This is a genomic window from Legionella shakespearei DSM 23087, from assembly GCF_000373765.1.
GTDB lineage: Bacteria > Pseudomonadota > Gammaproteobacteria > Legionellales > Legionellaceae > Legionella > Legionella shakespearei.
Genome location: NZ_KB892404.1, coordinates 107,301 through 129,645, shown reverse-complemented (window position 1 = coordinate 129,645; position 22,345 = coordinate 107,301). Strand labels below are relative to the sequence as shown.

The window sequence follows — 22,345 nt, the reverse complement described above, 5'->3', positions numbered from 1 at the left end:
AGCGTAATACAGGATCGAAGTGGCAATTTTCCGTATTACGCTTCGCTAATACGGGCTACGACACTGCATCGAGGCTACAATCAACTAACACTTACTTATAAAGCAATTGGCAGCTACAATTAATATATGAAAAGCAAAGTTGATTAGCAAAATGAATGACTCTGATTGTGTAGAATTGATCATTAACCCTCGCATTGATGATCTTGGACATTTCGAAGTAATGCGTGCTCTTCCGTTCAAAAAGAAACGTATGGTGGGGCCTTTTATCTTTTGGGATCAGATGGGTCCTGGTTCCTTTTCCAGTGGGCAGGGTCTGGATGTGCGTCCGCATCCCCATATTGGGTTGTCTACTGTTACCTATTTGTTTGAGGGATCTATGGATCATAAAGATTCCCTCGGAAATGATGTGCGCATTGTACCCGGAGATATTAATTTGATGACCGCCGGGTCTGGTATTGTCCATTCGGAGCGTACAGGGATGGATATACGCCAACAGCCGTCAAAACTGTCCGGGATTCAAAGCTGGCTTGCCCAACCCAAGAGCCAGGAAGACGGAAAGGCTGCTTTTGAACATACTGATGCTGAAAAATTACCGGTCATTAATGCTCATGATGTTAAAGGGCGAGTGATTTTTGGTGAGTTTGAAGGAATTGTATCTCCTCTGCAAACGCAATGGGAAACCATTTATGTGGATTTGTATCTGCAGCAAGGCGCTCAAATTGAGTTTAGCCGTTTAATTGAAGAGCGTGCTCTTTATGTTTTGAGTGGTTCTATAGAAATCAGAGGAGTCAGGTGTGATGCGCATCAAATGATAGTACTGCGTCCCGGACATTCTGTGAGTGTCAAAGCGCTTGAGCCAGTGCATTTGATGTTATTAGGGGGAGCCACTATGGATGGTCCGCGGTTTATTTACTGGAATTTTGTTTCTTCTTCTAAAGAAAGATTAGATCAGGCAAAAGAAGATTGGCGCATGGGAAGGTTTGCAAAAATACCGGGTGATGACAAAGAGTTTATACCTTTACCTGATTAAGCCGTGAATGTTACCCAGATGCACGTCGTCCTGAGCGCGTCTTTTTGCGCGAAGGATCTCCACAAAACGGCATGGTGCCAATATTAGGAGACGTGCATTCGGGTAACGGTCGCGGCTCGGTTTTCTTTGTATTGTTTAACATTCCGGCAAATTAACTGCCAAACCACCCATAGACGTTTCTTTATAAATACTTTGCATATCCATTCCGGTCTGCTTCATGGTCTTAATGACTTTATCTAAAGAAATATGATGCTGTCCGTCACCAATCAAGGCCATCCGTGTGGCATTAACCGCTTTTACTGAGCCCATTGCATTACGTTCAATACATGGTATTTGCACCAGGCCAAGCACCGGATCGCAGGTCATGCCTAAATGGTGTTCCATTGCGATTTCCGCAGCATTTTCCACTTGCTCGATTGTACCACCCAGTACGGCGGTTAATCCTGCCGCTGCCATGGACGATGCGACTCCAACCTCACCCTGACAACCTACTTCAGCTCCGGAAATAGAGGCTCCCTTTTTATAAAGGATACCTATGGCTGCTGCAGTCAGAAAGTAAGTGAAAATATCTTCCTTGCTCATTCTATCATGTGCTTCCTGGCAGTATTTAAGTACTGCAGGGATGATTCCAGCGGCACCATTAGTCGGTGCTGTCACGATTCTTCCACCAGCGGCGTTTTCTTCATTTACTGCCATGGCGTAAAGATTCAGGTGATTCATGATATCAGACTGTTCAAAAATACTTTTCACCCCTTTTTTCTCTGTGAGCTTTCTATACAGATCGGGGGCGCGTCTTTTGAGGTTCAAGCCACCGGGCAGGGTGCCATCATGTTTGCAGCCATTCATAATGCAATCATCCATTACTTTGGCTATAGCCAGTATGCCTTCATGAATTTCGTCAGCACTACGCCAGGTTAATTCATTAGCGAACATGAGCTCAGCTATGCTTATATTATTCTTCTGGCATAACTTTAATAATTGCTCTGCTGTTGAAAATGGATAGGGAGGGGGATTAGCTTCTTCTGTAGTTTTATCAAAGTCAGCTTCGGTAGTGATAAAACCACCGCCGATAGAATAATAAATTTCGCTGATTAATTCATTACCTTGTCCATCAAAGGCGCTGAAACGCATACCATTAGTATGCCTGGGTAACAATTCTTTTTGTAAAAACAGGAAATCAGTAGCTTCATTAAAAGAGATGTTTTTCTTGCCGGCCAGATGCAGGATATGAGTTTCCAATATTTCATGCATGCGTGGTACCATAGACTCAGGTACTACGGTTTCTGGCGATTTATTTTCAAGTCCGTTGACTATGGCTTTATCTGTACCATGTCCTTTACCTGTAAGCGCCAGTGAGCCATATAATTCTACTTTTACTCTTTCGGTCAGGTCTAAAAGTGATTGTTCTTCCAGCAAATGTAAAAAAGCATTAGCGGACAGCATGGGACCTACAGTATGTGAGCTGGAGGGGCCAATTCCTATAGAAAATAAATCAAATACACTGATATTCATACCGGAAAAATCTCTTGTTCATTTAGTGGCAAGTTTAGAAGGATATTGGCTATTTGTCTATTTGTAATTAAATCATAGCTTATGACTGGTAATTTTATGTGAATTTAGGCAGAATGAGTGGGCATTTTTACAATGTTCTATATCTTTCTAAATTACTTTAGGGAAGATATGTACTTTAAAGAAAGACTATAAAGGGGATTGTTTATGAAGATGAAATTGGTCACTGCGGCCGTCATGGGACTGGCACTGTCAACAGCAATGGCTGCACCCGATGCTACATCATTACCTACAGACAAAGATAAATTGTCTTACAGTATTGGTGCTGATTTAGGAAAAAATTTCAAAACTCAAGGTATTGATATTAATCCAGAAGCATTAGCAAAAGGAATGCAAGATGGTATGAGCGGTACCCAATTGATTTTGACTGAACAACAAATGAAAGATGTCTTAAATAAATTCCAGAAAGATTTAATGGCAAAACGCACTTCTGAATTTAATAAAAAAGCAGATGAAAACAAGTCAAAAGGCGAAGCGTTTTTAGTTGAAAATAAAGGTAAAACAGGCGTGGTGGTATTACCAAGCGGCTTGCAATACAAAATTATCGACGCGGGTACTGGCGCTAAACCAGGAAAATCAGATACGGTAACTGTGGAATACACTGGACGTTTGATTGATGGTACTGTATTTGACAGCACTGATAAAACTGGTAAACCAGCTACATTCCAGGTTTCTCAGGTTATTCCTGGCTGGACTGAAGCCTTGCAATTAATGCCTGCTGGCTCTACCTGGGAAATTTATGTTCCTTCAGCTCTGGCTTATGGTTCACGCAGTGTTGGCGGACCAATCGGACCAAATGAAACTTTAATTTTCAAAATTCATTTGATTTCAGTTAAAAAGACTGAAGCTTAATCACTGAGCTAAGCTGTAACGTCTGAAACTACCTCAAAGCCGTAGCCCGCATTAGGCGATAGCCGTAATGCGGGGATTTGGTACCACACCAACCCGCATTGCGGCTATCGCCTAATGCAGGCTACAAAATAACTTTAAGGCGTGCCGGATTTACAGTTCAGCCTGCTCATTTGTTTTTAAGTGAACTTATAAAAATGAACAAACGTTTATTTATCGTTTTCATTTTGGGCTTTTCTTCCGGCTTGCCCATGTCATTGATCAGCAGTACCTTGCAGGCATGGTATGCGTACAGTGGCATGTCTGTTCTTGCTACGGGCGCTTTAAGCCTTGTCAGTTTGCCTTATGCTTACCGAATTTTCTGGGGGCCTGTACTCGATCGTTATTCCTTGTTCGCGCTTGGCAAAAGACGCAGCTGGATTTTAACGATGCAATTTTTATTGCTTGTCGGTTTCAATTTTATGGCCTGGTTTACTCCAGAGCAATATCCTGGATTTCTAGCCTTTCTTGCTTTGATTCTCGCATGCTTTTCTGCTACCCAGGATGTAGCGATTGATGCCCATAGGGCAGAATATCTTCCCGTCACAGAACACGCCTTAGGCGCTTCTTTAGCTGTATTTGGTTATCGGCTGGCCTTATTGCTGTCTGGCGGCTTTGCCTTGATCATGGCAGAAAAAATGGGCTGGGCTTTTACCTATCGCTTTATGGGGCTAGTGATGGGGATTGGAATGGTAGCAGTGCTATTCAGCCGGGAACCTTCTATAGAAATTAAAGAAAAAAGCAGCTTTGCTTATTCTTTTATTGCTCCAATTAAAGAATTATTTTCACGTCCTAAAATTATTTATCTCTTATTATTCATTTTTTGTTACAAATTAGGTGAGGCCTTTACAACAACAACCAGTGGTATTGTAATGCCTTTCCTTATCCAGGGCATAGGGTTCTCTCTGGACACCATTGGTTATGTCAACAAAATGCTTGGTGTGGGTTCTATACTCTTGGGTGGCTTGACCGCCGGCTTTATTCTGATGCGTTATTCCTTGTACTGCTCACTGTTTTCCTTTGGTTTGTTACAAGCGCTCACTAATGTGCTTTTTGTCGCTTTGGCAATGGTTGGCAAGAATGTGACTTTATTGTCTGTAGCGGTCGTCTCGGATAATTTTGCTGCGGGAATGGGTTCTACGGCTTTGGTCGCTTTGTTCATGCGTCTCGTCAACAAACAATTTACAGGAACCCAATTTTCCATGTTAGTGGCTTTGTCTACATTACCGCGTATCATGTCAGGCCCTGTAGCTGCTACCATCCAGATGAATATTGGTTGGGTCGGCTTATATCAATTATCTATAGTATTTGCTTTGGCTTTTATTCCATTTTTGATATTAATTAAAGATGAGACTAAAGAGAGAAAACAAGAAGAAGTACAACTGGAAAAAGAGGGAACTTTAAACCCTATCAGATAATTGGTACCGAGGGTCGGACTCGAACCGACACGATGTCACCATCACCGGATTTTGAATCCGGCGCGTCTACCAATTCCGCCACCCCGGCACGCGCGACCATTATAACAAACAAATCAATTCAAACAATGGGTTGAGCGAATTATTCTTAAAAATAAATTGAACTGAGTAAAATTAGACCTTTTCAATGCATTGATTTTTTATTTTTCCTTGAGAAAAGAAAAAGAGCAGCATACAATGGTCAAAAATTGTGGTATTAGCGACCTGCAATCCAAAATATTCAAGTTTCAACATCAATGGAGTAAACAATGGAAAAAAAGAATAGTGAGTCTAATAAGACGGAAAGAGGCCTGGTGAAAAAACTTGCTGGTGCCGCTTTAGGTTCTATTGCAGGATCAGCAAGTGGAGTCGTTGAAGGAGGCATTTTGCTTACTAATGGCCCATTGCATGAATGTGAAGATGAGGGAACCAATCTCTTGGCTCACGGTGTAGGTGAACAACTTCTTACTATAGGTGGTACACCTCTTTGGGCACTTATTTTGTTGGGAGCAGCTGTTTATTCTTATCCAAAAAGCTGCGGTAAGGCGGGATGGAAAGAGGGTGTTGACGGCATTAAGGAAAATCTGAGGGTAAGTGAAGTGACTTCCAGTTTTTTCCGTCCCAGTCATATGGGGGAGCGCGCTGATTTTGCCGAGCAACACCGTTTTGTAGAGGATTTGCCTTCACTGAATAATGGTATGAAGAATAACTTCATAGGAAAAGGCTGGGGTTTCTAGCTAATACCGAATGATCATTGTGATGAGTATTTTAGTGGTGAACTAATTTACTCATCCTAATCTGTCCAGGTTGAATCCTTTAAATGTTCATCCAAAGCTTTTCCGGGCGCGCATTCACTGGAAAAATATCTGCCTTTTCGTTTCATGTAATAAAGTTGATAGTAGTCGAGTGCATTTTTTTTGGCTATATAGTATGGTACTCCCAATAATTTTGCCGTCCTGTAGTTTCTTTGCACTGCTTCACATTCAGTTTTGGCTTCATCGTATTCGCCACGTGCGTGCATGCTTTCGTGTGTTAATACATTCAGGCTGATAATTTCCTCTTTACCTGCACGTTCAGGATGAGCTATGTAAGCCCTGAGTATGGAACATCTGGGGTATTGAATAACGATATATCCTGTTTTGGGGTTGGCATGCCCTGCAACGCCAATGTCTTCATCAAAAAGAGTATCAAACAAGGTATTGCAATGTACTTTGGCATAATTATTTTCTGCCAGTTGCTGGGCTATGCTTGTTAAAAAACGTTCGAAATACCAGCTTTTAAGTGGTAACCAGGTAAAAAATATGGCTAGAAACAAGAGGATAATCATATAAGGTTTATGTATTAGTGCGGGTCTTCTGATTTCGCGGTATATGAGCCACCAGAAAAACAAGGCAATTGGTATCCAGAGCATAGTTAGTCCAGTGTAAGTAAGGGGAGATTGATTTGACTTTTAAACTCACTATACTAAATAATGATCGTCAGATAAAGCGTACATAGATGAGTTATTTTTTGATGAGGTGTATATGAGACAATACGGAACTGTTCTTTCAAGCCTGTTTTTACTGTGCTGCAGTATGGCAGCTCAAGCGACAATTTGCCCTGATCCCAATACAACATCACTGCAGTGGGGTGAGCCTCCAGCACCTTGGGCAGAAAATCCCTTTTCACCGAACAAGCCTCAAGGTGAGGAAGGAACTCAATTTGTACGCGCTAATATTTTGGTAGCAAAATACGGCCGGGGTGTTACCTGTACCTATAAAAATTCGATAGGTGAATATTCGATTTGGTGGCAGGTTTTAACCAAGATACCTGCACGTACGGACAATAACTGGATTGATACTTTGGGTGGGTATGTGTGTACCCAGGGTTTGTCAGAATGTCAGTTTTATGTAGCAGCGGCGAAAAATTAAACGATATTGTAGCCCGTATTAGGCGCCAGCCGTAATACGGGATCGAAGTGGCAATGAACTCCATTCCCGTATTACGGCTATGCCTAATACGGGCTACAAGGGCGTCTTCATCCTTCATCATGATTTGTATTATTTTCTTCCAATACTATACTTTATTTAGACTTAAGCTGTGAAAATGGAATGAATTATGGAAGATAAAGCCCCAGAGCAGAATGTAGCAGGTAATCAGGTAAACACGAGAATTCTTCCTCAGGACAAAATAGTTCAGGAGGAAGTGCTGAATCAATTAAAGCTAATCCGTGATGACATCCAAAAACAATTGTACGACACCGCCTCTCCGGCACGGGAAGCTTATGTGCAAAAAGCCAATTTTACTTATGCCTTGATCTACAAGGTAAAAGATGAGTTTCAGTCGCCAAAGGATATCATGAAGTTCATCCATGAACTGGAAAAGAAATATCCTTTAGCTATTGATACCATTGATCAGGTGAAACACTTACCCGGTATGCAGGCTTTTCTCTAAATCCTGTCTTCAGTGATGTTAATCATCATTTGCAAGGATTTTTTTGCATTGTCTATAACCCATTGCTGATCATTTAGAGGCAGTCTGTTCCTGGTGCCTGTAAACTCATTGACTACATCACCTGCTTTGACTTCGTTATAAGCCATGGTTTTACCCTGACGCAGTAAATCGAGTAAAGCAACCAGATGGGGTGGATCATTACGTGACATGGTAGCACAACCACAGCCTACACCTTTTTCATTATCGTTTTGAGGAGCTTCAGCCAGATTGATTACTTCTATGCCTAGCGCCTTGCAATACTGCTTCAGATTGGCAACCATGTGGTTTTCTGTTCCAATCGCATAGTGTTTTGTACCGGCTCGATCATGTACTACATAATCCCAGATAAAAGCAGTAGAGCCCGCATGCTGAGCAACCCGGATTACGTCATTACGGCATTCAGGATGAACAATAGTAGTATAGCCTTTGCTATGCCAGTACTCGCACATTTCCGGTTGATAGACAGTATGTACAGCACATTGACTGGAAAACAGAATCAATTCCGCCTTATCAAATTGATTTAATGTGCTCTGCTCCTGCTCCGCTAAAGAGTAATGCGCACCTGCAGTACCACCAGGCCAATAAGCCAGGTTTTTAATACCTAACCAATAAGCAACGTTTTCGCCCATGTGCTGATCTGGAATGAACAGAATCTTCTTATTTTGCTTCTGTGCCCATTGGAATATCTTCTTCACATTCGAACTGGTACATACGGCACCACCCTGAGAACCAGTCATCGCTTTAACTCGTCCCGAGGTATTCATATAACAAACAGGGATAATGTTTTCCGCGCCATAACGTTCATTTAAATCGATAAAGGCAGGTTCTACCATGAAATCTTTGGCCAGCATTTCCATAGTGCATCCCGATTTGGGATTGGTAATGTAAACCTGTTGGTTTTGATGTGCCAGAATACTGATGGATTCAGCCATAAAGTGTACTGCGGATTCAATGATTACTGACTTTTCAGGATGTTCAGCAGCCATGAGGGCTAATTGATAGGAGTCACCTATTTTACCGCCAAATTGTTCAATCAGGCGTACAATATCTCCACCCATATAATAATGGGCGAGAAGTAATAATTTATCACCGAAATGATCTTGCGCCTTTTTCATATAAGGCTTCATCCACTCAAGAACCGTAGTCAGTTTACGATCGGGCAAAGCCTGATATTCTTCAGCATAAGGAATAAAGTCTTCTTGATACCAGTCAATTGGATAGTCACTCTGACAGATGCTCATGTCATTACGAATGTGCATTAAAGTGGCTTCAGGCTGGTAAATAGTAGAGTTTTTAAACATCAAATCGGCCTCTAAATAAAATCTCAAACAAGCGAAATGTCAACAGGTCCCAGTTTGGCAATACTTTCCTGAGCCTTGGCACTCTTATGGGGAAAATCCTCACGGTAATGACCGCCACGCGATTCTCTTCGTGACAGGGCAGCCCTTACAATCAATTCGGCATTAAGAATAATGTTTCTCAACTCAATAAAATCCCGGGTTATGGAATGCTTCCAATAATATTCTTCAACAATTTTTTTACGTTTCATTATTAATTGTAGTAGATCCTGAAGGCCTGCTTCAGTACGGACAATACCTGCATAGGAAGTCATCTCACCGCGTAAACCGCGCCACTGCGCATTAATCTGGCTGGCACGTCGTGCATTAACTTCACCAGGCGAACTCCAGTTGGGGATTGTATCCAGAGATTTTATTGGGGTGGCTATATCTTTCAGAGTACAACGTGCCGCATTGGCGCCCATTACCAAAGCTTCCAGCAAAGAATTACTTGCCAGTCGATTAGCCCCATGTAAACCGGTAAAGGCCACTTCGCCAATGGCATAAAGGCGTTTTAAATCAGTCCGGCCATCCACATCACTAAGCACTCCACCACATTGGTAGTGGGCTGCAGGCACTACAGGAATCATGTCCTGGCTCATATCAATGCCTATGGACAGCAAAGTAGTATAAATTTGCGGGAATCTCTTTTGCAGGAAGGCTTTGCTCTGGTGAGTGATATCAAGATTGACATAACCCGCCTGACTTTGTTCTATTTCACTGAAAATGGCTCTGGCAACAACATCACGGGTTGCCAGTTCCATTTGTTCGGGAGCGTAACGTTTCATAAACCGTTCGCCTGTTTCGGGATTTTTAAGTATTCCGCCTTCTCCACGCACTGCTTCGGAGATTAAAAAATTGTTTAACGAATGATGATGCAGCAGGGTAGGGTGGAACTGGTAAAATTCCATATTTCCTATTCGTGCACCAGCCCTGTAAGCCATAGCAACGCCATCACCAGTGGCTACCATAGGATTGGTAGTATAACGATAAGTTTTCCCTGCGCCTCCGGTAGCTAAAATCACACAATTAGCCAGGAAGGTATGAATCTTGTTCTGGTTGCAATCAAGGATATAAGCGCCCAGCACTTCACCCTGATTATCCGTGCGATGCGGAAGGTATTGGGTGATAAGATTCACTGCTATATGATGTTCAAACAGTTTGATTTGCTTATGCTGTTGCACCAGATGATTCAGGGTTTGCGTTACGGTCAAGCCGGTTTGATCGCCGCAATTAAAAATCCGGCGATGGGAATGTCCGCCTTCCTGGGCTAAATGAAAGTCACCACTGTTTTCCCGTTTAAACTGTACAGTGTACTCACCCAGTTGCTTGATGATATCAGGGCCTTGGCGCACGATGAACTCTACTGCGGGTTCATAGCACAGGCCATCCCCGGCAATCAGGGTATCAGAAACATGAGATTCCAGAGAGTCTTCCGAAGAATAAGCAGCAGCAATGCCGCCTTGGGCATAGCGGCTGTTACTTTCAATCGATTCTGCCTTGCTGATTAAGGCAATATTTAAATGAGGCTGAATGGCTAAAATCTGCAAACAATAATGCAAACCAGCTAATCCCGTTCCTATAACAAGAACATCGTATTTGAAGGTTTGTCCTTGTTGTGACAGAGTATCATTCATGAAAAAGCCTTAACCAACAGGGTCGCCAGGCCTGTATAAGTTGCTGGAGTCAGATTGATTAATTGAGTTTTTGCCTCTTCAGGAATCGCAAGAGTACTGATGAATTCCTTGAGGCTGTTTGCATCAATTCCCTGGCCGCGGGTCAGTGCTTTTAATTGTTCATAAGCATCGGGCACATTATAGCGTCTCATCACCGTTTGCACGGCTTCTGCCAAAATTTCCCAGTTTGCATCTAAATCTTCTTCTAAAGCCTGTTTATTGATTTGCAGTTTATCATTGCCTTTGGCTATTGAATGATAAGCAATGAGACTATAGGAAAATGCCACGCCCAAATTACGCAGTACAGTTGAGTCCGATAAGTCTCGTTGCAAACGTGATTGGGTTAATTTGTTGGCGAAATGGATAAATAAGGCATTTGCCATACCCAGGTTTCCTTCGGCATTTTCAAAATCAATGGGATTGACTTTGTGGGGCATAGTTGATGAGCCTACTTCAGCAGCTATTGTCTTTTGCTTGAAGTAGCCCAGAGAAATATAACTCCATATATCCTGTGTGTAATCGAGCAGGATATTATTGATTCTCATCATGATTTGCGATACTTCAGCGATGCCATCATGAGGTTCAATTTGAGTGGTATACGGATTAAACGACAAGCCTAGCGAAGTGACAAACCCGGCACAATGCTTACGCCAGTCAACATCAGGATAAGCAATCAGGTGCGCATTATAATTGCCCACAGCGCCATTAAATTTGCCTGGAATTAATACCTCAGCCAATTGTTGTTGCGGCCTTTTGAGACGAGCTACAAAGTTGACCAACTCTTTACCCATGGTAGTAGGTGTTGCCGGTTGACCATGTGTTCTGGACAACATGGCCGCATCGCCGTGTTGTTTGCCCAGAAGAGTTATACCGCCCATAATTTCAGCAAGAGTAGGCTGGATGACCTGAGCAATGGCTTGTTTTACCATTAAGGCATAAGCCAGGTTATTGATGTCTTCTGAAGTACATGCAAAATGAATAAAGCCAACCATCGCCTTAAGCTGGTCATTATGCTGAAATTTGTCTTTGAGATAATATTCAATCGCTTTTACATCATGATTGGTCTGTCTTTCAAATTCCTTGATTGTTTCAGCTTCTGTTTCGTCAAAATTGGCGATGATTTCAGATAAAAACTGTTTCGATTGTTCCGTCAGTTTAGGCACTTCAGGAATAGTCTCATTGGCAGCCAGGGATTCCAGCCAACGAACTTCAACCGTTAAACGGTAAAAAATCAAAGCGAATTCGCTAAAATAGGGACTTAAAGACCTTGTTTTATTGATGTAACGACCATCTATGGGAGATATTGCATTTAAAGCTGTAAGAGTCATTGATAGCTTACCCTGGGTGATAAAGCGTATATGATATTAGAAGCGAGGCAAGATGTGAATTAAAGCGAGAAATTTTCCAGCAAAATTAACATATTTTTGTTCTTTATGTGTATAATAGCTGCAAATATTTAATTAGGTCGACGCATTATCTATGAATATACTCATCGAATCTTACAAAGCTGGATTATTTCAGAAAAAATATTGGTTACAAAACATCATTTCAGGCTTAATTGTCGGAGTGGTTGCTTTACCGCTGGCAATGGCTTTTGCTATTGCCTCGGGAGCCAAGCCGGAACAGGGCTTGTATACTGCAATAGTGGCTGGTTTAATCGTGTCCATGATGGGCGGAAGCCGGTTACAAATTGCGGGTCCAACAGGGGCTTTTATTGTTGTCCTTTCAGGAATCACCGCGCAATACGGCATTTCGGGTTTGCAAATTGCTACTTTAATGGCTGGCTTTATGCTGTTTTTTTTCGGCTTGGCCCGGCTTGGGGGGATCATCAAATTCATACCCACTCCTGTAATTGTCGGTTTTACTTCAGGAATAGCGGTAGTCATCTGGGTTGGACAGTGGCAGTACTTTTTTGGTTTACCAGCAACTGGCGGTGGTCACTTTCATGAAAAACTCTGGCATTTGCTGCAGGCCTTTCCTCAGATGAACCTGACTACGACAGCTCTTGGCTTTGGCGCGTTGTTTCTTGTTCTTTTTTCTAATAAATTTCCCGGTTGCAAACGTATACCAGGTCCGTTGGTTGCTTTGGTGATTGCTACTGTGTTGCAATCTATTTTTCATTTTGAAGGCGTTGCTACCATTGGGAGCATGTTTGGCGGTATTCCTCAGGGTTTGCCCGCTTTTGTTATTCCTGATATTACTGTCAACCGACTTATTGAGCTGATTAGTCCGGCATTCACGATTGCGATGTTAGGAGCAATAGAATCCTTATTGTCTGCAGTGGTTGCTGATGGTATGTCCGGAACGCAGCATAACTCCAATCGGGAATTGATTGGGCAGGGTATCGCTAATATATGTGCACCATTGTTTGGCGGGTTTGCAGCTACTGGAGCAATAGCTCGTACTGCGACCAATATTCGCAATGGCGGTAACAGTCCTTTGGCCGGGATTATTCATGCAGTTACCTTAATTTTAATTATTCTCTTTCTCGCTCCTTTGGCAGTAAATGTCCCGCTGGCCGCTCTGGCCGCAATACTGTTTGTTGTGGCATGGAACATGAGTGAGGTGCACCATTTTATTAAACTGGTAAAAGTTGCCCCTAAAGCGGATGTGTTTGTTTTACTGGTAACCTTCGTGTTGACTGTTTTTGTTGATTTGGTGGTCGCGGTTAATATCGGGGTAATTCTAGCGGTCTTGCAGTTTATTCGCCGCATGTCATCCAGTGTGGAAGTGAAGCATATGTCAGAAGAGCAACTGGCTGAGGAATTACAACAGCAAAATCTGACTGTTTTACCAGAAGGTGTTTTAGTCTACGCCATGGAAGGGCCTTTCTTCTTTGGGGCTGTTGAAATGTTTCAACGAGCTTTGGCAGTGACTCATACCGATCCTAAAACGCTGATTATCAGAATGCGGTGGGTTCCTTTTATGGACATCACCGGAATACAAACTCTTGAGGAAGCAATTTCTGGTTTATTGCATCGTGGTGTGCGGGTAATGATTAGCGGCGCTAATGCACGGGTAACGGCTAAGTTGCGTAAGACGGGGATCATTAAAATGATTAATGAAAATAATTTCTTTAAAGATTTCCCACAAGCGCTCTCGGCATTGTGAGACTTTTAGTACGTCGTCCTGAGCACCACTCAGGACGACGTACCATACAGGCTACAGGCTTGTTCTAACCACGCATAGACTTGAATTGCTCTACCACATTCCCGTAAAAATGCTGATACGCATTGATGGATAAAGGCTCTGACAAAGTATCAAAATTTATATCAGCAAAAGGAATAACCCTGACACTGGCTTCATTCACGCTACGGAAATAAATGGTTTTGGTGGGTATATCAAAAACCATGCTTAATTGTGTAGGCTGTGGAGTGCCTGGTGCCTGAGCTACATCACTCAGCCCGTTAAAGGCGTATGCTATGTGCTCTTCATTGGCTACAAAGCTTGGCAATCTCTTCATATAATGAGCAGCCCTTACAAAGCGAGAGTTTGAATCATAGCCGCCAGGCAGTGCTTTTGAGCCGCCAAAATCACGGTATTCGCTCAACAGTGAAACAGAAGAGTTATAATCTGTGTTAGTCAGAACTGAGGGTTTTAATTCATCCTGGGTATGAATGACCAGTTGCCCATCCAGATATTCCAAGACGGCAGATTTGCCTTCAGCATCGTTAATCACCATATGCAAATTCATAGCTACATCACGATAAGTGCCAGGTAATAGCTGATAATTGGCACTGTCATCGATGACTTCCTGTACGCTTTGGAAATTATCGAGGACATACTGCACCCATTCTGAAGTATTTAAGGTGGGTAACTCATTATTTTGGGGGTAACTGGATGATTTAAGAACCAGAACTGATGCCGTCAGACCTTTTTCGTTCATTCCATCTGCTGCAGGGCCGGCTTTAAAGCGGTTGCCACCGTGAAATATGACGCTGCCATAACGACTTTTCCACATCAGCGGATGGTATTCGGGAGAGTCGATACTGGAAACCATCAGCGTATTACGTGGATGAATGACCACAGTACCTTCCCTGTACTTCCAGTCCAGATTTACTGCTACAGTAGATGGCTTGTTTTTATTAAAAATCAAGGCTGAACAGGCGATACTGGGTAAGGAGATAGTATTTAAAGATAAGGCAACAGATATGAGTGCTATATGTTTAAACATTGTAGCGTCCTTGTAATAAAGTGAGCTCGTCGAACAGATGTCTGGGTTGCATGGTTCGTCTGACTTGATATAGGCAATTTATAAACTAAAACGTTTTTGCGAATGAAAGCAATCCATTAATGAGCTGGATACTTCGCTAAGGCTTACAAAGACTGTTCAAAGTGCGTTTATAAAGGCTAAATCGAGAGACGAATGTCTACAACTTTGTATGTTTCTGTTCATCCTGAAAAACAACAACACTACATCTTAGCGCATAACACACACTTTTGTCATTTTTTGTTTATTATGGGAAAAAATGCCCCTTAATGTCGTAGCTGAGCCACGTCGTCCTGTATTACGGCTACGCCTAATACAGGCTACGAAATCCCACCAAAATTCTGGCAGGGTCTGTAGCCCGGTCTGCTTGCAGCCGGGATCGAAGTGGTACAATTCTCAGCTATAGCAGACCGGGCTACACATCGAGCGAGTTTCAAGTCCAGTGTTTTTCTAAGCTTTGTAATTCTTTTTCAAGTCATGAGCAGTTCTAATTCCAATAGACCAACAATTTAAGTAGAATGTTCATCATTTTATGGATTAGAGGTAGTTATAATGGTCAAGACACATACTATTGATTTAGCGCAATTGGGCATGCGGGACCTGGAGCAGGTGGGTGGTAAAAATGCTTCTCTTGGTGAAATGATCAGTCATTTGTCTTCCGCAGGAGTGTCTGTACCAGGAGGCTTTGCCACTACAGCTGATTCGTTTAAAGAATTTTTATCCCGTGATGGACTGGATAAAAAAATCTACCAGAAACTGGAAACTCTGGACACCGATGATGTCTGTAAATTAGCCATTGTAGGAAAAGAAATCCGGGAATTGATTATCAACACACCCTTCACTCCTGAATTTGAAAATGCCGTACGCAACTCTTATCAGCAACTTTCCCAACAAATAGGACATGATGATTTTAGTGTGGCAGTACGTTCATCAGCTACTGCTGAAGATTTGCCTGACGCTTCTTTTGCCGGACAACAGGAAACCTTTTTAAACATCAAAGGCATTGATTCTGTTCTTTTGGCAATCAAACACGTTTTTGCCTCTTTATTTAATGACCGGGCTATTGCTTATCGTGTTCATCACAATTTTGCGCACAATGATGTGGCTTTATCTGCCGGAATTCAGCAAATGATCCGCAGCGATTTGGCGGTGAGCGGTGTTATGTTCACTATGGATACTGAATCAGGCTTTGATCAGGTTGTCTTTATTACTTCCTCCTACGGTTTAGGGGAAATGGTAGTACAAGGTGCTGTCAATCCAGACGAATTCTATGTCCATAAACCAGGACTTAAGGCAGGTAAGCCTGCTGTAATCAGGAGAAATCTGGGCAGTAAAGCATTGAAAATGGTGTATTGTGATGATCCAGCCCTGGAACGCCGCGTTAAAACCGTCGAGGTTGACGCAGCAGAGCGCTTACTGTTTTCCCTTAATGCCAAAGAAGTGGAACAGTTAGCGCAACAGGCTCTGATTATTGAACAACATTATGGCCGCCCCATGGATATAGAATGGGCTAAAGACGGTTCTAACGGCAAACTCTATATCTTGCAGGCACGTCCTGAAACAGTAAAAAGCAGGGACAACAAACAAGTTCTTGAGCGCTATACCTTGCAACAGCATTCCGAGATTCTGGCTGAAGGCCGAAGCATTGGGCAGCGTATTGGCCAAGGGAAAGCAAGAATAATCAAAGACATTAGTGAAATGCATAAAGTACAGCCAGGTGACGTACTCATTTCCGACATGACTGATCCTGATTGGGAACCGGTTATGAAGCGTGCATCTGCCATCGTGACCAATCGTGGTGGAAGAACCTGTCACGCGGCAATTATTGCCCGTGAGTTAGGGATTCCTGCAGTAGTCGGTTGTGGTGATGCAACGAAAACCATAGTCGATGGAGATGAAGTGACGGTTAGCTGTGCGGAAGGGGATACCGGTTTTGTTTATGCAGGGCTTTTACCTTTTGAACAAATACGCCTCGATGTAGAAACCATGCCTGAATTACCCATGAAAGTGATGCTGAACGTAGGCAATCCTGAACGGGCGTTTGCCTTTCAATCCATACCCAATTCTGGTGTAGGCCTGGCACGTCTGGAGTTTTTGATTTCAAATACCATAGGCATTCACCCGAGGGCCTTACTTGATTTTGATATTTTAAAAGATAAAGAGCTAAAGAAATTCATTAGCGAGAAAACAGCGGCTTACGATTCACCGGTTGAATATTATATTGAACGTCTGAAAGAAGGGATTGCTACTATTGCTGCGGCATTTTATCCCAAGCCCGTAATCGTACGTTTGTCTGATTTTAAATCCAACGAATACGCAAATCTGGTTGGCGGTACTTTGTATGAACCTGAAGAAGAGAATCCAATGCTAGGATTCAGAGGAGCATCACGCTATGTTTCTTCATCATTCGCTGAGTGTTTTGCCCTCGAATGCAAAGCGGTGAGAAGGGTTCGTGAAGACATGGGCCTGACCAATGTAGAGGTCATGATTCCTTTTGTGCGTACTGTTTCCGAAGCCAGTGGTGTTATTGATGTTCTTAAACAACATGGGCTTGAGCGCGGTAAACAGGGGCTGCGTGTTATTATGATGTGCGAACTGCCTTCAAATGCTCTGTTGGCAAGTCAGTTTTTAGAGCATTTTGATGGCTTTTCCATTGGATCTAATGACCTTACCCAGCTAACTCTGGGGCTGGACCGCGATTCAGGTTTGGTTGCTGCTCAGTTCGATGAACGCAATGACGCGGTGAAAGCATTACTCCATATGGCCATTTCTACCTGTAAAAAAGCAGGCAAATACATAGGTATCTGTGGCCAGGGCCCTTCAGACCATCAGGATTTTGCTGAGTGGCTGATGAAAGAGGGAATTGAAAGTGTTTCATTAAACCCTGATTCAGTTCTGGAAACCTGCCTGTTTTTAGCGAAACAATAATGCACGTTATAAAGAAAAGAGTACTTTTCATCGCGTGTTTGTCTCCAGTAATTGCTCATGCAGCAGCTGGAGGCGAACACGCAGATCCTATAGCCTCGGTTCTTCTCGGTGTAACAGCCATTTTTTTCTTCGCCATTCTTGGCCGCTACATAGCAAGACGATTGCATCAGCCAGGAGTTCTTGGTGAATTATTGATGGGTGTTTTGGTAGGAAACATTGCTTATCTTTGTGGCAATGAACTGGTTGTCATCCTCAGAGAAGGCTCATCTATTTTTAATATTATGAAAGAAATGCTTGCCGGTACACCACTAAATCAATCGGTAGCTTCAATTATACCCAATTCTTTTTATGCTCAGCAGGTAACCCAGGCACTTAGTGGTCCAGAAGGCACAGAATATCTGAAAATTGCGTACATTGTTGATATTTTTTCCCGCTATGGCGTTATCTTTTTGCTATTTATGGTGGGGCTGGAGAGTTCCATTGAAGAGTTAAAACATACTGGCCGTGAATCCATGCAGGTGGCAATTATCGGTGTAATAGCACCAATGCTTTTGGGGTTTGGGGCTGCCTATGTTTTAATTCCACACTCATCATTTCAGTCTGATTTATTTATTGCTGCAACCTTGAGTGCAACAAGCATAGGTATCACCGCACGAGTATTGAAAGAAATGAATAAACTCAGAACCAGAGAGGCTAGAACCATACTGGGCGCGGCCATGCTGGACGATATTCTGGGATTGATTATACTGGCTGTGGTCAGCAGTGTTGTTATTGGTGGTATCGTTGATATTACTATGGTAGTGCGCATCATTATTTATTCGCTGCTCTTCTTCATTGGATCGCTGGCTCTGGGACCAATATTGTTACGCAAATCAGTTCATTTTTTCCGTTTTCTGGAGCCTTGGGAATCTAAATTATTTATTTCTTTCCTCTTTGTAATGTCCCTGTCCTGGTTAGCTTCATTCGTTCAGCTTGCTGCTATTATTGGTGCATTTGCTGCTGGAGTAATTCTTCATGATGACTATTTTAAAACAGAGAATAGCAACCATAAAGACAATCGCAGTATTCAACAATTAGTTGCCCCTCTTGAATCAATTTTAGCCCCTATGTTTTTCATGGTTATAGGCATCCAGGTTAAACTGGAAACATTTTATAACTGGAAAGTACTGGTTTTGGCAGGCGGTTTAATTATTGCTGCCATTCTTGGAAAATTGATCAGTGGCTACGGAGCCAACAAAAAAGATGACCGCTTGCTTATTGGAATTGGCATGTTGCCGCGCGGAGAGGTCGGTTTGGTTTTTGCTTCCATAGGGCGAACCTTAGGCGTTATTTCTGATGAATTATTTTCTGCAATTGTTTTAATGGTTATGATTACGACATTTATCGCCCCGCCTTTATTAAAGGCCCGTTATACATATAAAAAGAAGGAAGTTAACGCATGAAAATAGAAGCAGCCCAGGTACGTTCTGATGTTGAGCATGCTTTAGCTGAAGATGTGGGCAGTGGTGATGTAACTGCTGCATTATTACCCTTAAATCTTGTCGTTGAAGCAGAAATTATTTCTCGTGAACCCATGCTGGTTTGTGGTCAGCCCTGGGTGAATGAAGTATTTCATCAGATTGATTCTAAAATTGAAATTGAATGGCATGTAACCGAAGGGGAGTGGCTCAATGCGCCATCGTCCTTATGTACTCTGCATGGTACTGCCAGCAGTATTCTCACCGCAGAGCGTACGGCATTGAATTTTCTGCAAACCCTGTCTGCTACGGCAACACAAACCTGGCATTACGTACAAAAACTCAAAGGTACCCAGACGCGATTGCTGGATACACGCAAGACTTTGCCTGGTTTGAGAATGGCACAGAAGTATGCCGTACGTTGTGGCGGCGGAGTGAACCATCGTATGGGGCTTTACGATGCTTTTTTAATCAAGGAAAACCATATTAAAGCCTGTGGCTCTATTGCCAAAGCCATTAATCTGGCAAGAAAAACAGATAAGTATCTGTTAGTCGAAATTGAAGTTGAAACGCTCGATGAGTTAAGAGAAGCTTTTGATGCCCATCCTGATCGGGTATTGCTGGATAACTTCAGTGTGGACATGTTGGCTCAGGCAGTGAGAATGAATCAGCCCAAATATTGTGAGCTGGAAGCCTCTGGCGGAATTAACAGGGAAAATATCAGCGCGGTTGCTGAGGCTGGAGTTGATTTTATTTCTGTCGGTGCTATCACCAAATCAATCAAAGCCATTGATTTAAGTTTATTGGTTAGGGAAGTCTTATGAGTTTAAGCATTGTTTTTACTGGTGGCGGTACAGCAGGACATGTGACACCTAATATAGCGCTGATTAAAGAATTCAGGCAGGAAGGATGGGCTGTCAATTATGTAGGTTCAGCTGAGGGAATTGAACATGACATGATAAAAAAAATGGATATTCCTTTCCATTCGGTCAGTAGTGGTAAATTACGCCGTTATTTTAGCTTTAAAAACCTGTTGGATCCGTTCAAAATTTTTTGCGGTATCCTGCAATCAACCTGGTTGTTTTTCAGGTTAAAGCCCGATGTGGTTTTTTCTAAAGGAGGCTTTGTCGCTTTTCCTGTGGTTGTTGGTGCCTGGATAAATCGTATTCCTGTTATTGCCCATGAATCAGATATGAGTCCTGGCCTTGCCAATCGCTTGTCATTCCCTTTTGTAAACAAAATTTGCCTTACCTTTGATGCAGGCAAAAAGCATTTTAAGAATCAGGATAAAATCGAAGTGACTGGCACCCCGATTCGTCAGCAATTATTCCAGGGAAACAAGGAAAGGGGACTGGAGCTATGTGGCTTTAATGAATCAAAACCTTGTCTTCTTATTGTGGGAGGAAGTTTGGGGGCAGGTTCAATTAATAGCAGTATAAGAGCTGCTCTGAACGAGTTAACCAGTGAATTTCAGGTTATCCATGTTTGTGGGAAGGGAAAAATAGAACCCTCATTAAATGCCAGAGAGGGCTACAAGCAATTTGAGTACGTCAATGAAGAACTTCCCGATTTGTTTGCCGCGGCCTCCATTGTGATTTCCCGGGCAGGTGCTAATTCTTTATATGAAATCCTTGCTCTGGGGAAACCTCATGTTTTAATTCCTCTCTCGGCACAAGTAAGCCGTGGGGATCAGATTCAAAATGCGCGCTACTTTAAAGGCTTAGGCATAAGCACAGTAATTCAGGATGAATCCTTGAGTAAAGAAACGCTGTTGGCTTCCTTACACGAGGTAGTGACGAATAAAAAGGACATTGATAATAAAATCAAAGCATTAAAAATTGAGTCCGCCACCAATAAGATAGTGGCCATTATCAAGGAGCAGGCACATGTTCAATCCCCAAGGACTGTATGACTATATACGCCAACAGTGGCAGGAAGAAATACTACCCAGTTTATGTGATTACATAAGAATTCCTAATAAATCTCCCCATTTTGATGCCCAATGGCAAGAACATGGTTATATGGAACAGGCTGTTTCACATATTGCAAACTGGTGTAAGGCTCACGCTCCAAAAGGGATGGCTCTGGAAGTGATGCGTCTGGAAAACAGAACGCCATTGATTTATATGGAAGTGCCAGGCCAGATCGATGAAACTGTTTTACTCTATGGCCATTTGGACAAACAGCCAGAAATGTCGGGCTGGAATGACGATTTACATCCCTGGAAGCCTGTATTGAAAGAGGGTCTTTTATATGGACGAGGAGGGGCTGATGATGGTTATTCAGCTTATGCATCCCTGACTGCTATCCGTGCTTTGGAAGAGCAGGGCGTTCCTTATCCGCGTTGTGTCTTGATCATAGAAGCATGCGAAGAAAGCGGCAGCTACGATTTGCCCTTTTATATTGAAGAATTGAAAGATCGAATAGGCAAGCCCTCTTTAGTCATATGCCTGGATTCAGGAGCCGGTAACTATGAACAGCTTTGGATGACCACATCATTACGTGGCAATGTGGTAGGCGAGCTTTCTGTAGAGTTAATTCATGAAGGTGTCCATTCAGGAAATGCCAGTGGCATTGTGGCAGACAGTTTCCGAGTAGCAAGACAATTAATCAGTCGTATTGAAGATGAAGAGACTGGGGAAGTAAAGTTATCACAATTGTATTGTGATATCCCCGAAGAAAGGGTAAAGCAGGCGGAACATTGCGCTCAGACCTTGGGTGATCAGGTTTATACCGAGTTTCCCTGGCATAAAGGAGTAGAACCAGTACAAAAGGATAAGTCACAATTAATTTTAAATCGCACCTGGCGTCCCGCTCTGACTGTCACTGGTGCGGATGGCTTTCCACCTATTGCCAATGCCGGTAATGTCATGCGTCCAGTAACAGCACTGAAATTATCCATGCGCCTCCCGCCTCTGGTTAATCCTAAAGAAGCCGCGTCATTAATGCAGGAGGCCCTGACCCATAACCCACTTTATAATGCCAAAGTGTCTTTCAGAGTGGATGATGGTTCTAAAGGCTGGAATGCACCGCAGCTTTCTGACTGGTTGGCAAAGGCAGCAGACGAGGCATCCATGACTTATTATGGAAAGCCCGCTGCTTACATGGGAGAAGGCGGAACTATTCCCTTTATGGGAATGTTGGGTGAACAGTTTCCTCAAGCCCAATTTATGATTACGGGAGTACTAGGCCCACACTCCAATGCACATGGTCCTAATGAATTCCTTCATTTGGATATGGTTGAAAAACTGACATCATGTGTTTCATATGTTCTTTATAGTTTTTCCCGGCAAAAATAATTAAAAATTTTCTCGACAAGACTAC

18 protein-coding genes and 1 tRNA gene are annotated in these 22,345 nt (G+C 42.8%); 12 read left to right on the top strand and 7 right to left on the bottom strand.

Going from position 1 to position 22,345, the window contains the following annotated elements; all coding sequences use genetic code 11:
* Window positions 1-151 precede the first annotated feature (151 nt).
* A complete protein-coding gene (locus B094_RS0109495; protein WP_018577575.1) occupies window positions 152-1,030 on the top strand; it encodes a pirin family protein in 879 nt (292 codons plus the stop codon).
* A 135-nt stretch (window positions 1,031-1,165) separates the two neighbouring features.
* Here B094_RS0109495 and B094_RS0109490 read toward each other — a convergent pair whose 3' ends face one another.
* The gene (locus B094_RS0109490; RefSeq protein ID WP_018577574.1) at window positions 1,166-2,542 is read right to left on the bottom strand and encodes an L-serine ammonia-lyase; all 1,377 of its coding nucleotides are present in this window, start codon (window positions 2,540-2,542) and stop codon (window positions 1,166-1,168) included.
* Between the two features lie 204 nt (window positions 2,543-2,746).
* Here B094_RS0109490 and bamJ point away from each other — a divergent pair, with 204 nt between their 5' ends.
* Together bamJ and B094_RS0109480 are read left to right on the top strand one after the other, a co-directional pair.
* Window positions 2,747-3,451, top strand: coding sequence for a BamJ family beta-barrel-assembly machinery protein (bamJ, locus tag B094_RS0109485; RefSeq protein ID WP_018577573.1), 705 nt, complete (start codon window positions 2,747-2,749; stop codon window positions 3,449-3,451).
* 194 nt (window positions 3,452-3,645) lie between these two features.
* Entirely contained in the window at window positions 3,646-4,905 is a 1,260-nt protein-coding gene (locus tag B094_RS0109480; protein WP_026253965.1) for an AmpG family muropeptide MFS transporter, read from the top strand.
* 1 nt (window position 4,906) lies between these two features.
* On the opposite strand, the gene B094_RS0109475 is transcribed toward B094_RS0109480, so the two are convergent.
* A tRNA-Leu gene (locus B094_RS0109475) sits at window positions 4,907-4,993 on the bottom strand.
* Window positions 4,994-5,210: 217 nt separating this feature from the next.
* On the opposite strand from B094_RS0109475, the gene B094_RS0109470 reads away from it, so the two are divergent.
* Window positions 5,211-5,678, top strand: coding sequence for a hypothetical protein (locus tag B094_RS0109470; RefSeq protein WP_018577571.1), 468 nt, complete (start codon window positions 5,211-5,213; stop codon window positions 5,676-5,678).
* Window positions 5,679-5,734: 56 nt separating this feature from the next.
* On the opposite strand, the gene B094_RS0109465 is transcribed toward B094_RS0109470, so the two are convergent.
* The gene (locus tag B094_RS0109465) at window positions 5,735-6,352 is read right to left on the bottom strand and encodes a hypothetical protein (RefSeq protein WP_018577570.1); all 618 of its coding nucleotides are present in this window, start codon (window positions 6,350-6,352) and stop codon (window positions 5,735-5,737) included.
* A gap of 163 nt (window positions 6,353-6,515) precedes the next feature.
* Here B094_RS0109465 and B094_RS0109460 point away from each other — a divergent pair, with 163 nt between their 5' ends.
* Window positions 6,516-6,851, top strand: coding sequence for a DUF3757 domain-containing protein (locus B094_RS0109460; RefSeq protein ID WP_420324230.1), 336 nt, complete (start codon window positions 6,516-6,518; stop codon window positions 6,849-6,851).
* 187 nt (window positions 6,852-7,038) lie between these two features.
* A complete protein-coding gene (locus B094_RS0109455) occupies window positions 7,039-7,374 on the top strand; it encodes a hypothetical protein (RefSeq protein ID WP_018577568.1) in 336 nt (111 codons plus the stop codon).
* Here the strand turns inward: B094_RS0109455 and nadA are convergent.
* The 3 genes from nadA to purB are packed head-to-tail and all read right to left on the bottom strand — an operon-like array spanning window position 7,371 to window position 11,754.
* The gene (gene nadA / locus B094_RS0109450; RefSeq protein ID WP_018577567.1) at window positions 7,371-8,714 is read right to left on the bottom strand and encodes a quinolinate synthase NadA; all 1,344 of its coding nucleotides are present in this window, start codon (window positions 8,712-8,714) and stop codon (window positions 7,371-7,373) included. The two genes, B094_RS0109455 and nadA, sit on opposite strands and share 4 nt — an antisense overlap.
* Before the next feature lie 23 nt (window positions 8,715-8,737).
* Window positions 8,738-10,387 carry an L-aspartate oxidase gene (gene nadB, locus B094_RS0109445; RefSeq protein WP_018577566.1) on the bottom strand — a complete coding sequence of 550 codons (1,650 nt, stop codon included), beginning with the start codon at window positions 10,385-10,387 and terminating at the stop codon, window positions 8,738-8,740.
* Window positions 10,384-11,754, bottom strand: coding sequence for an adenylosuccinate lyase (purB, locus tag B094_RS0109440; protein WP_018577565.1), 1,371 nt, complete (start codon window positions 11,752-11,754; stop codon window positions 10,384-10,386). Before purB ends, nadB begins: the two co-directional genes overlap by 4 nt.
* A 151-nt stretch (window positions 11,755-11,905) precedes the next feature.
* Between purB and B094_RS0109435 the strand changes: the two genes are divergently transcribed.
* The gene (locus B094_RS0109435) at window positions 11,906-13,537 is read left to right on the top strand and encodes a SulP family inorganic anion transporter (RefSeq protein WP_018577564.1); all 1,632 of its coding nucleotides are present in this window, start codon (window positions 11,906-11,908) and stop codon (window positions 13,535-13,537) included.
* 64 nt (window positions 13,538-13,601) lie between these two features.
* Here the strand turns inward: B094_RS0109435 and B094_RS0109430 are convergent, their stop codons facing one another.
* The gene (locus B094_RS0109430) at window positions 13,602-14,600 is read right to left on the bottom strand and encodes a linear amide C-N hydrolase (protein ID WP_018577563.1); all 999 of its coding nucleotides are present in this window, start codon (window positions 14,598-14,600) and stop codon (window positions 13,602-13,604) included.
* 585 nt (window positions 14,601-15,185) lie between these two features.
* On the opposite strand from B094_RS0109430, the gene ppsA reads away from it, so the two are divergent.
* Genes ppsA through B094_RS0109405 form a run of 5 tightly spaced genes read left to right on the top strand, consistent with a single transcriptional unit; the run spans window position 15,186 to window position 22,320 of the window.
* Window positions 15,186-17,564, top strand: a complete 2,379-nt coding sequence (ppsA, locus tag B094_RS0109425) for a phosphoenolpyruvate synthase (protein ID WP_026253964.1) — start codon at window positions 15,186-15,188, stop codon at window positions 17,562-17,564.
* Complete coding sequence (locus B094_RS0109420; RefSeq protein WP_018577561.1) at window positions 17,564-19,006, top strand: cation:proton antiporter; 1,443 nt, start codon at window positions 17,564-17,566, stop codon at window positions 19,004-19,006. Before ppsA ends, B094_RS0109420 begins: the two co-directional genes overlap by 1 nt.
* Window positions 19,003-19,845 carry a carboxylating nicotinate-nucleotide diphosphorylase gene (nadC, locus tag B094_RS0109415; RefSeq protein ID WP_018577560.1) on the top strand — a complete coding sequence of 281 codons (843 nt, stop codon included), beginning with the start codon at window positions 19,003-19,005 and terminating at the stop codon, window positions 19,843-19,845. The genes B094_RS0109420 and nadC overlap by 4 nt, the downstream gene beginning before the upstream one ends.
* Window positions 19,842-20,933: an undecaprenyldiphospho-muramoylpentapeptide beta-N-acetylglucosaminyltransferase gene (locus tag B094_RS0109410; protein ID WP_018577559.1), complete on the top strand. Its 1,092-nt coding sequence runs from the start codon at window positions 19,842-19,844 to the stop codon at window positions 20,931-20,933. Before nadC ends, B094_RS0109410 begins: the two co-directional genes overlap by 4 nt.
* On the top strand, window positions 20,908-22,320 hold the full coding sequence (locus B094_RS0109405) for a M20 family metallopeptidase (RefSeq protein WP_018577558.1): 1,413 nt from the start codon (window positions 20,908-20,910) through the stop codon (window positions 22,318-22,320). Before B094_RS0109410 ends, B094_RS0109405 begins: the two co-directional genes overlap by 26 nt.
* Window positions 22,321-22,345: the final 25 nt, after the last annotated feature.

What these genes read in the sequence shown, in the direction of transcription:
- nadA (WP_018577567.1), bottom strand. Translation starts at nt 8,714, where the DNA reads ATGTTTAAAAACTCTACTATTTACCAGCCTGAAGCCACTTTAATGCAC.
- bamJ (WP_018577573.1), top strand. Translation starts at nt 2,747, where the DNA reads ATGAAGATGAAATTGGTCACTGCGGCCGTCATGGGACTGGCACTGTCA.
- nadB (WP_018577566.1), bottom strand. Translation starts at nt 10,387, where the DNA reads ATGAATGATACTCTGTCACAACAAGGACAAACCTTCAAATACGATGTT.
- B094_RS0109470 (WP_018577571.1), top strand. Translation starts at nt 5,211, where the DNA reads ATGGAAAAAAAGAATAGTGAGTCTAATAAGACGGAAAGAGGCCTGGTG.
- B094_RS0109490 (WP_018577574.1), bottom strand. Translation starts at nt 2,542, where the DNA reads ATGAATATCAGTGTATTTGATTTATTTTCTATAGGAATTGGCCCCTCC.
- B094_RS0109420 (WP_018577561.1), top strand. Translation starts at nt 17,564, where the DNA reads ATGCACGTTATAAAGAAAAGAGTACTTTTCATCGCGTGTTTGTCTCCA.
- B094_RS0109405 (WP_018577558.1), top strand. Translation starts at nt 20,908, where the DNA reads ATGTTCAATCCCCAAGGACTGTATGACTATATACGCCAACAGTGGCAG.
- B094_RS0109460 (WP_420324230.1), top strand. Translation starts at nt 6,516, where the DNA reads ATGGCAGCTCAAGCGACAATTTGCCCTGATCCCAATACAACATCACTG.
- B094_RS0109455 (WP_018577568.1), top strand. Translation starts at nt 7,039, where the DNA reads ATGGAAGATAAAGCCCCAGAGCAGAATGTAGCAGGTAATCAGGTAAAC.
- B094_RS0109435 (WP_018577564.1), top strand. Translation starts at nt 11,906, where the DNA reads ATGAATATACTCATCGAATCTTACAAAGCTGGATTATTTCAGAAAAAA.
- B094_RS0109465 (WP_018577570.1), bottom strand. Translation starts at nt 6,352, where the DNA reads ATGCTCTGGATACCAATTGCCTTGTTTTTCTGGTGGCTCATATACCGC.
- B094_RS0109480 (WP_026253965.1), top strand. Translation starts at nt 3,646, where the DNA reads ATGAACAAACGTTTATTTATCGTTTTCATTTTGGGCTTTTCTTCCGGC.
- nadC (WP_018577560.1), top strand. Translation starts at nt 19,003, where the DNA reads ATGAAAATAGAAGCAGCCCAGGTACGTTCTGATGTTGAGCATGCTTTA.
- B094_RS0109495 (WP_018577575.1), top strand. Translation starts at nt 152, where the DNA reads ATGAATGACTCTGATTGTGTAGAATTGATCATTAACCCTCGCATTGAT.
- purB (WP_018577565.1), bottom strand. Translation starts at nt 11,754, where the DNA reads ATGACTCTTACAGCTTTAAATGCAATATCTCCCATAGATGGTCGTTAC.
- B094_RS0109430 (WP_018577563.1), bottom strand. Translation starts at nt 14,600, where the DNA reads ATGTTTAAACATATAGCACTCATATCTGTTGCCTTATCTTTAAATACT.
- B094_RS0109410 (WP_018577559.1), top strand. Translation starts at nt 19,842, where the DNA reads ATGAGTTTAAGCATTGTTTTTACTGGTGGCGGTACAGCAGGACATGTG.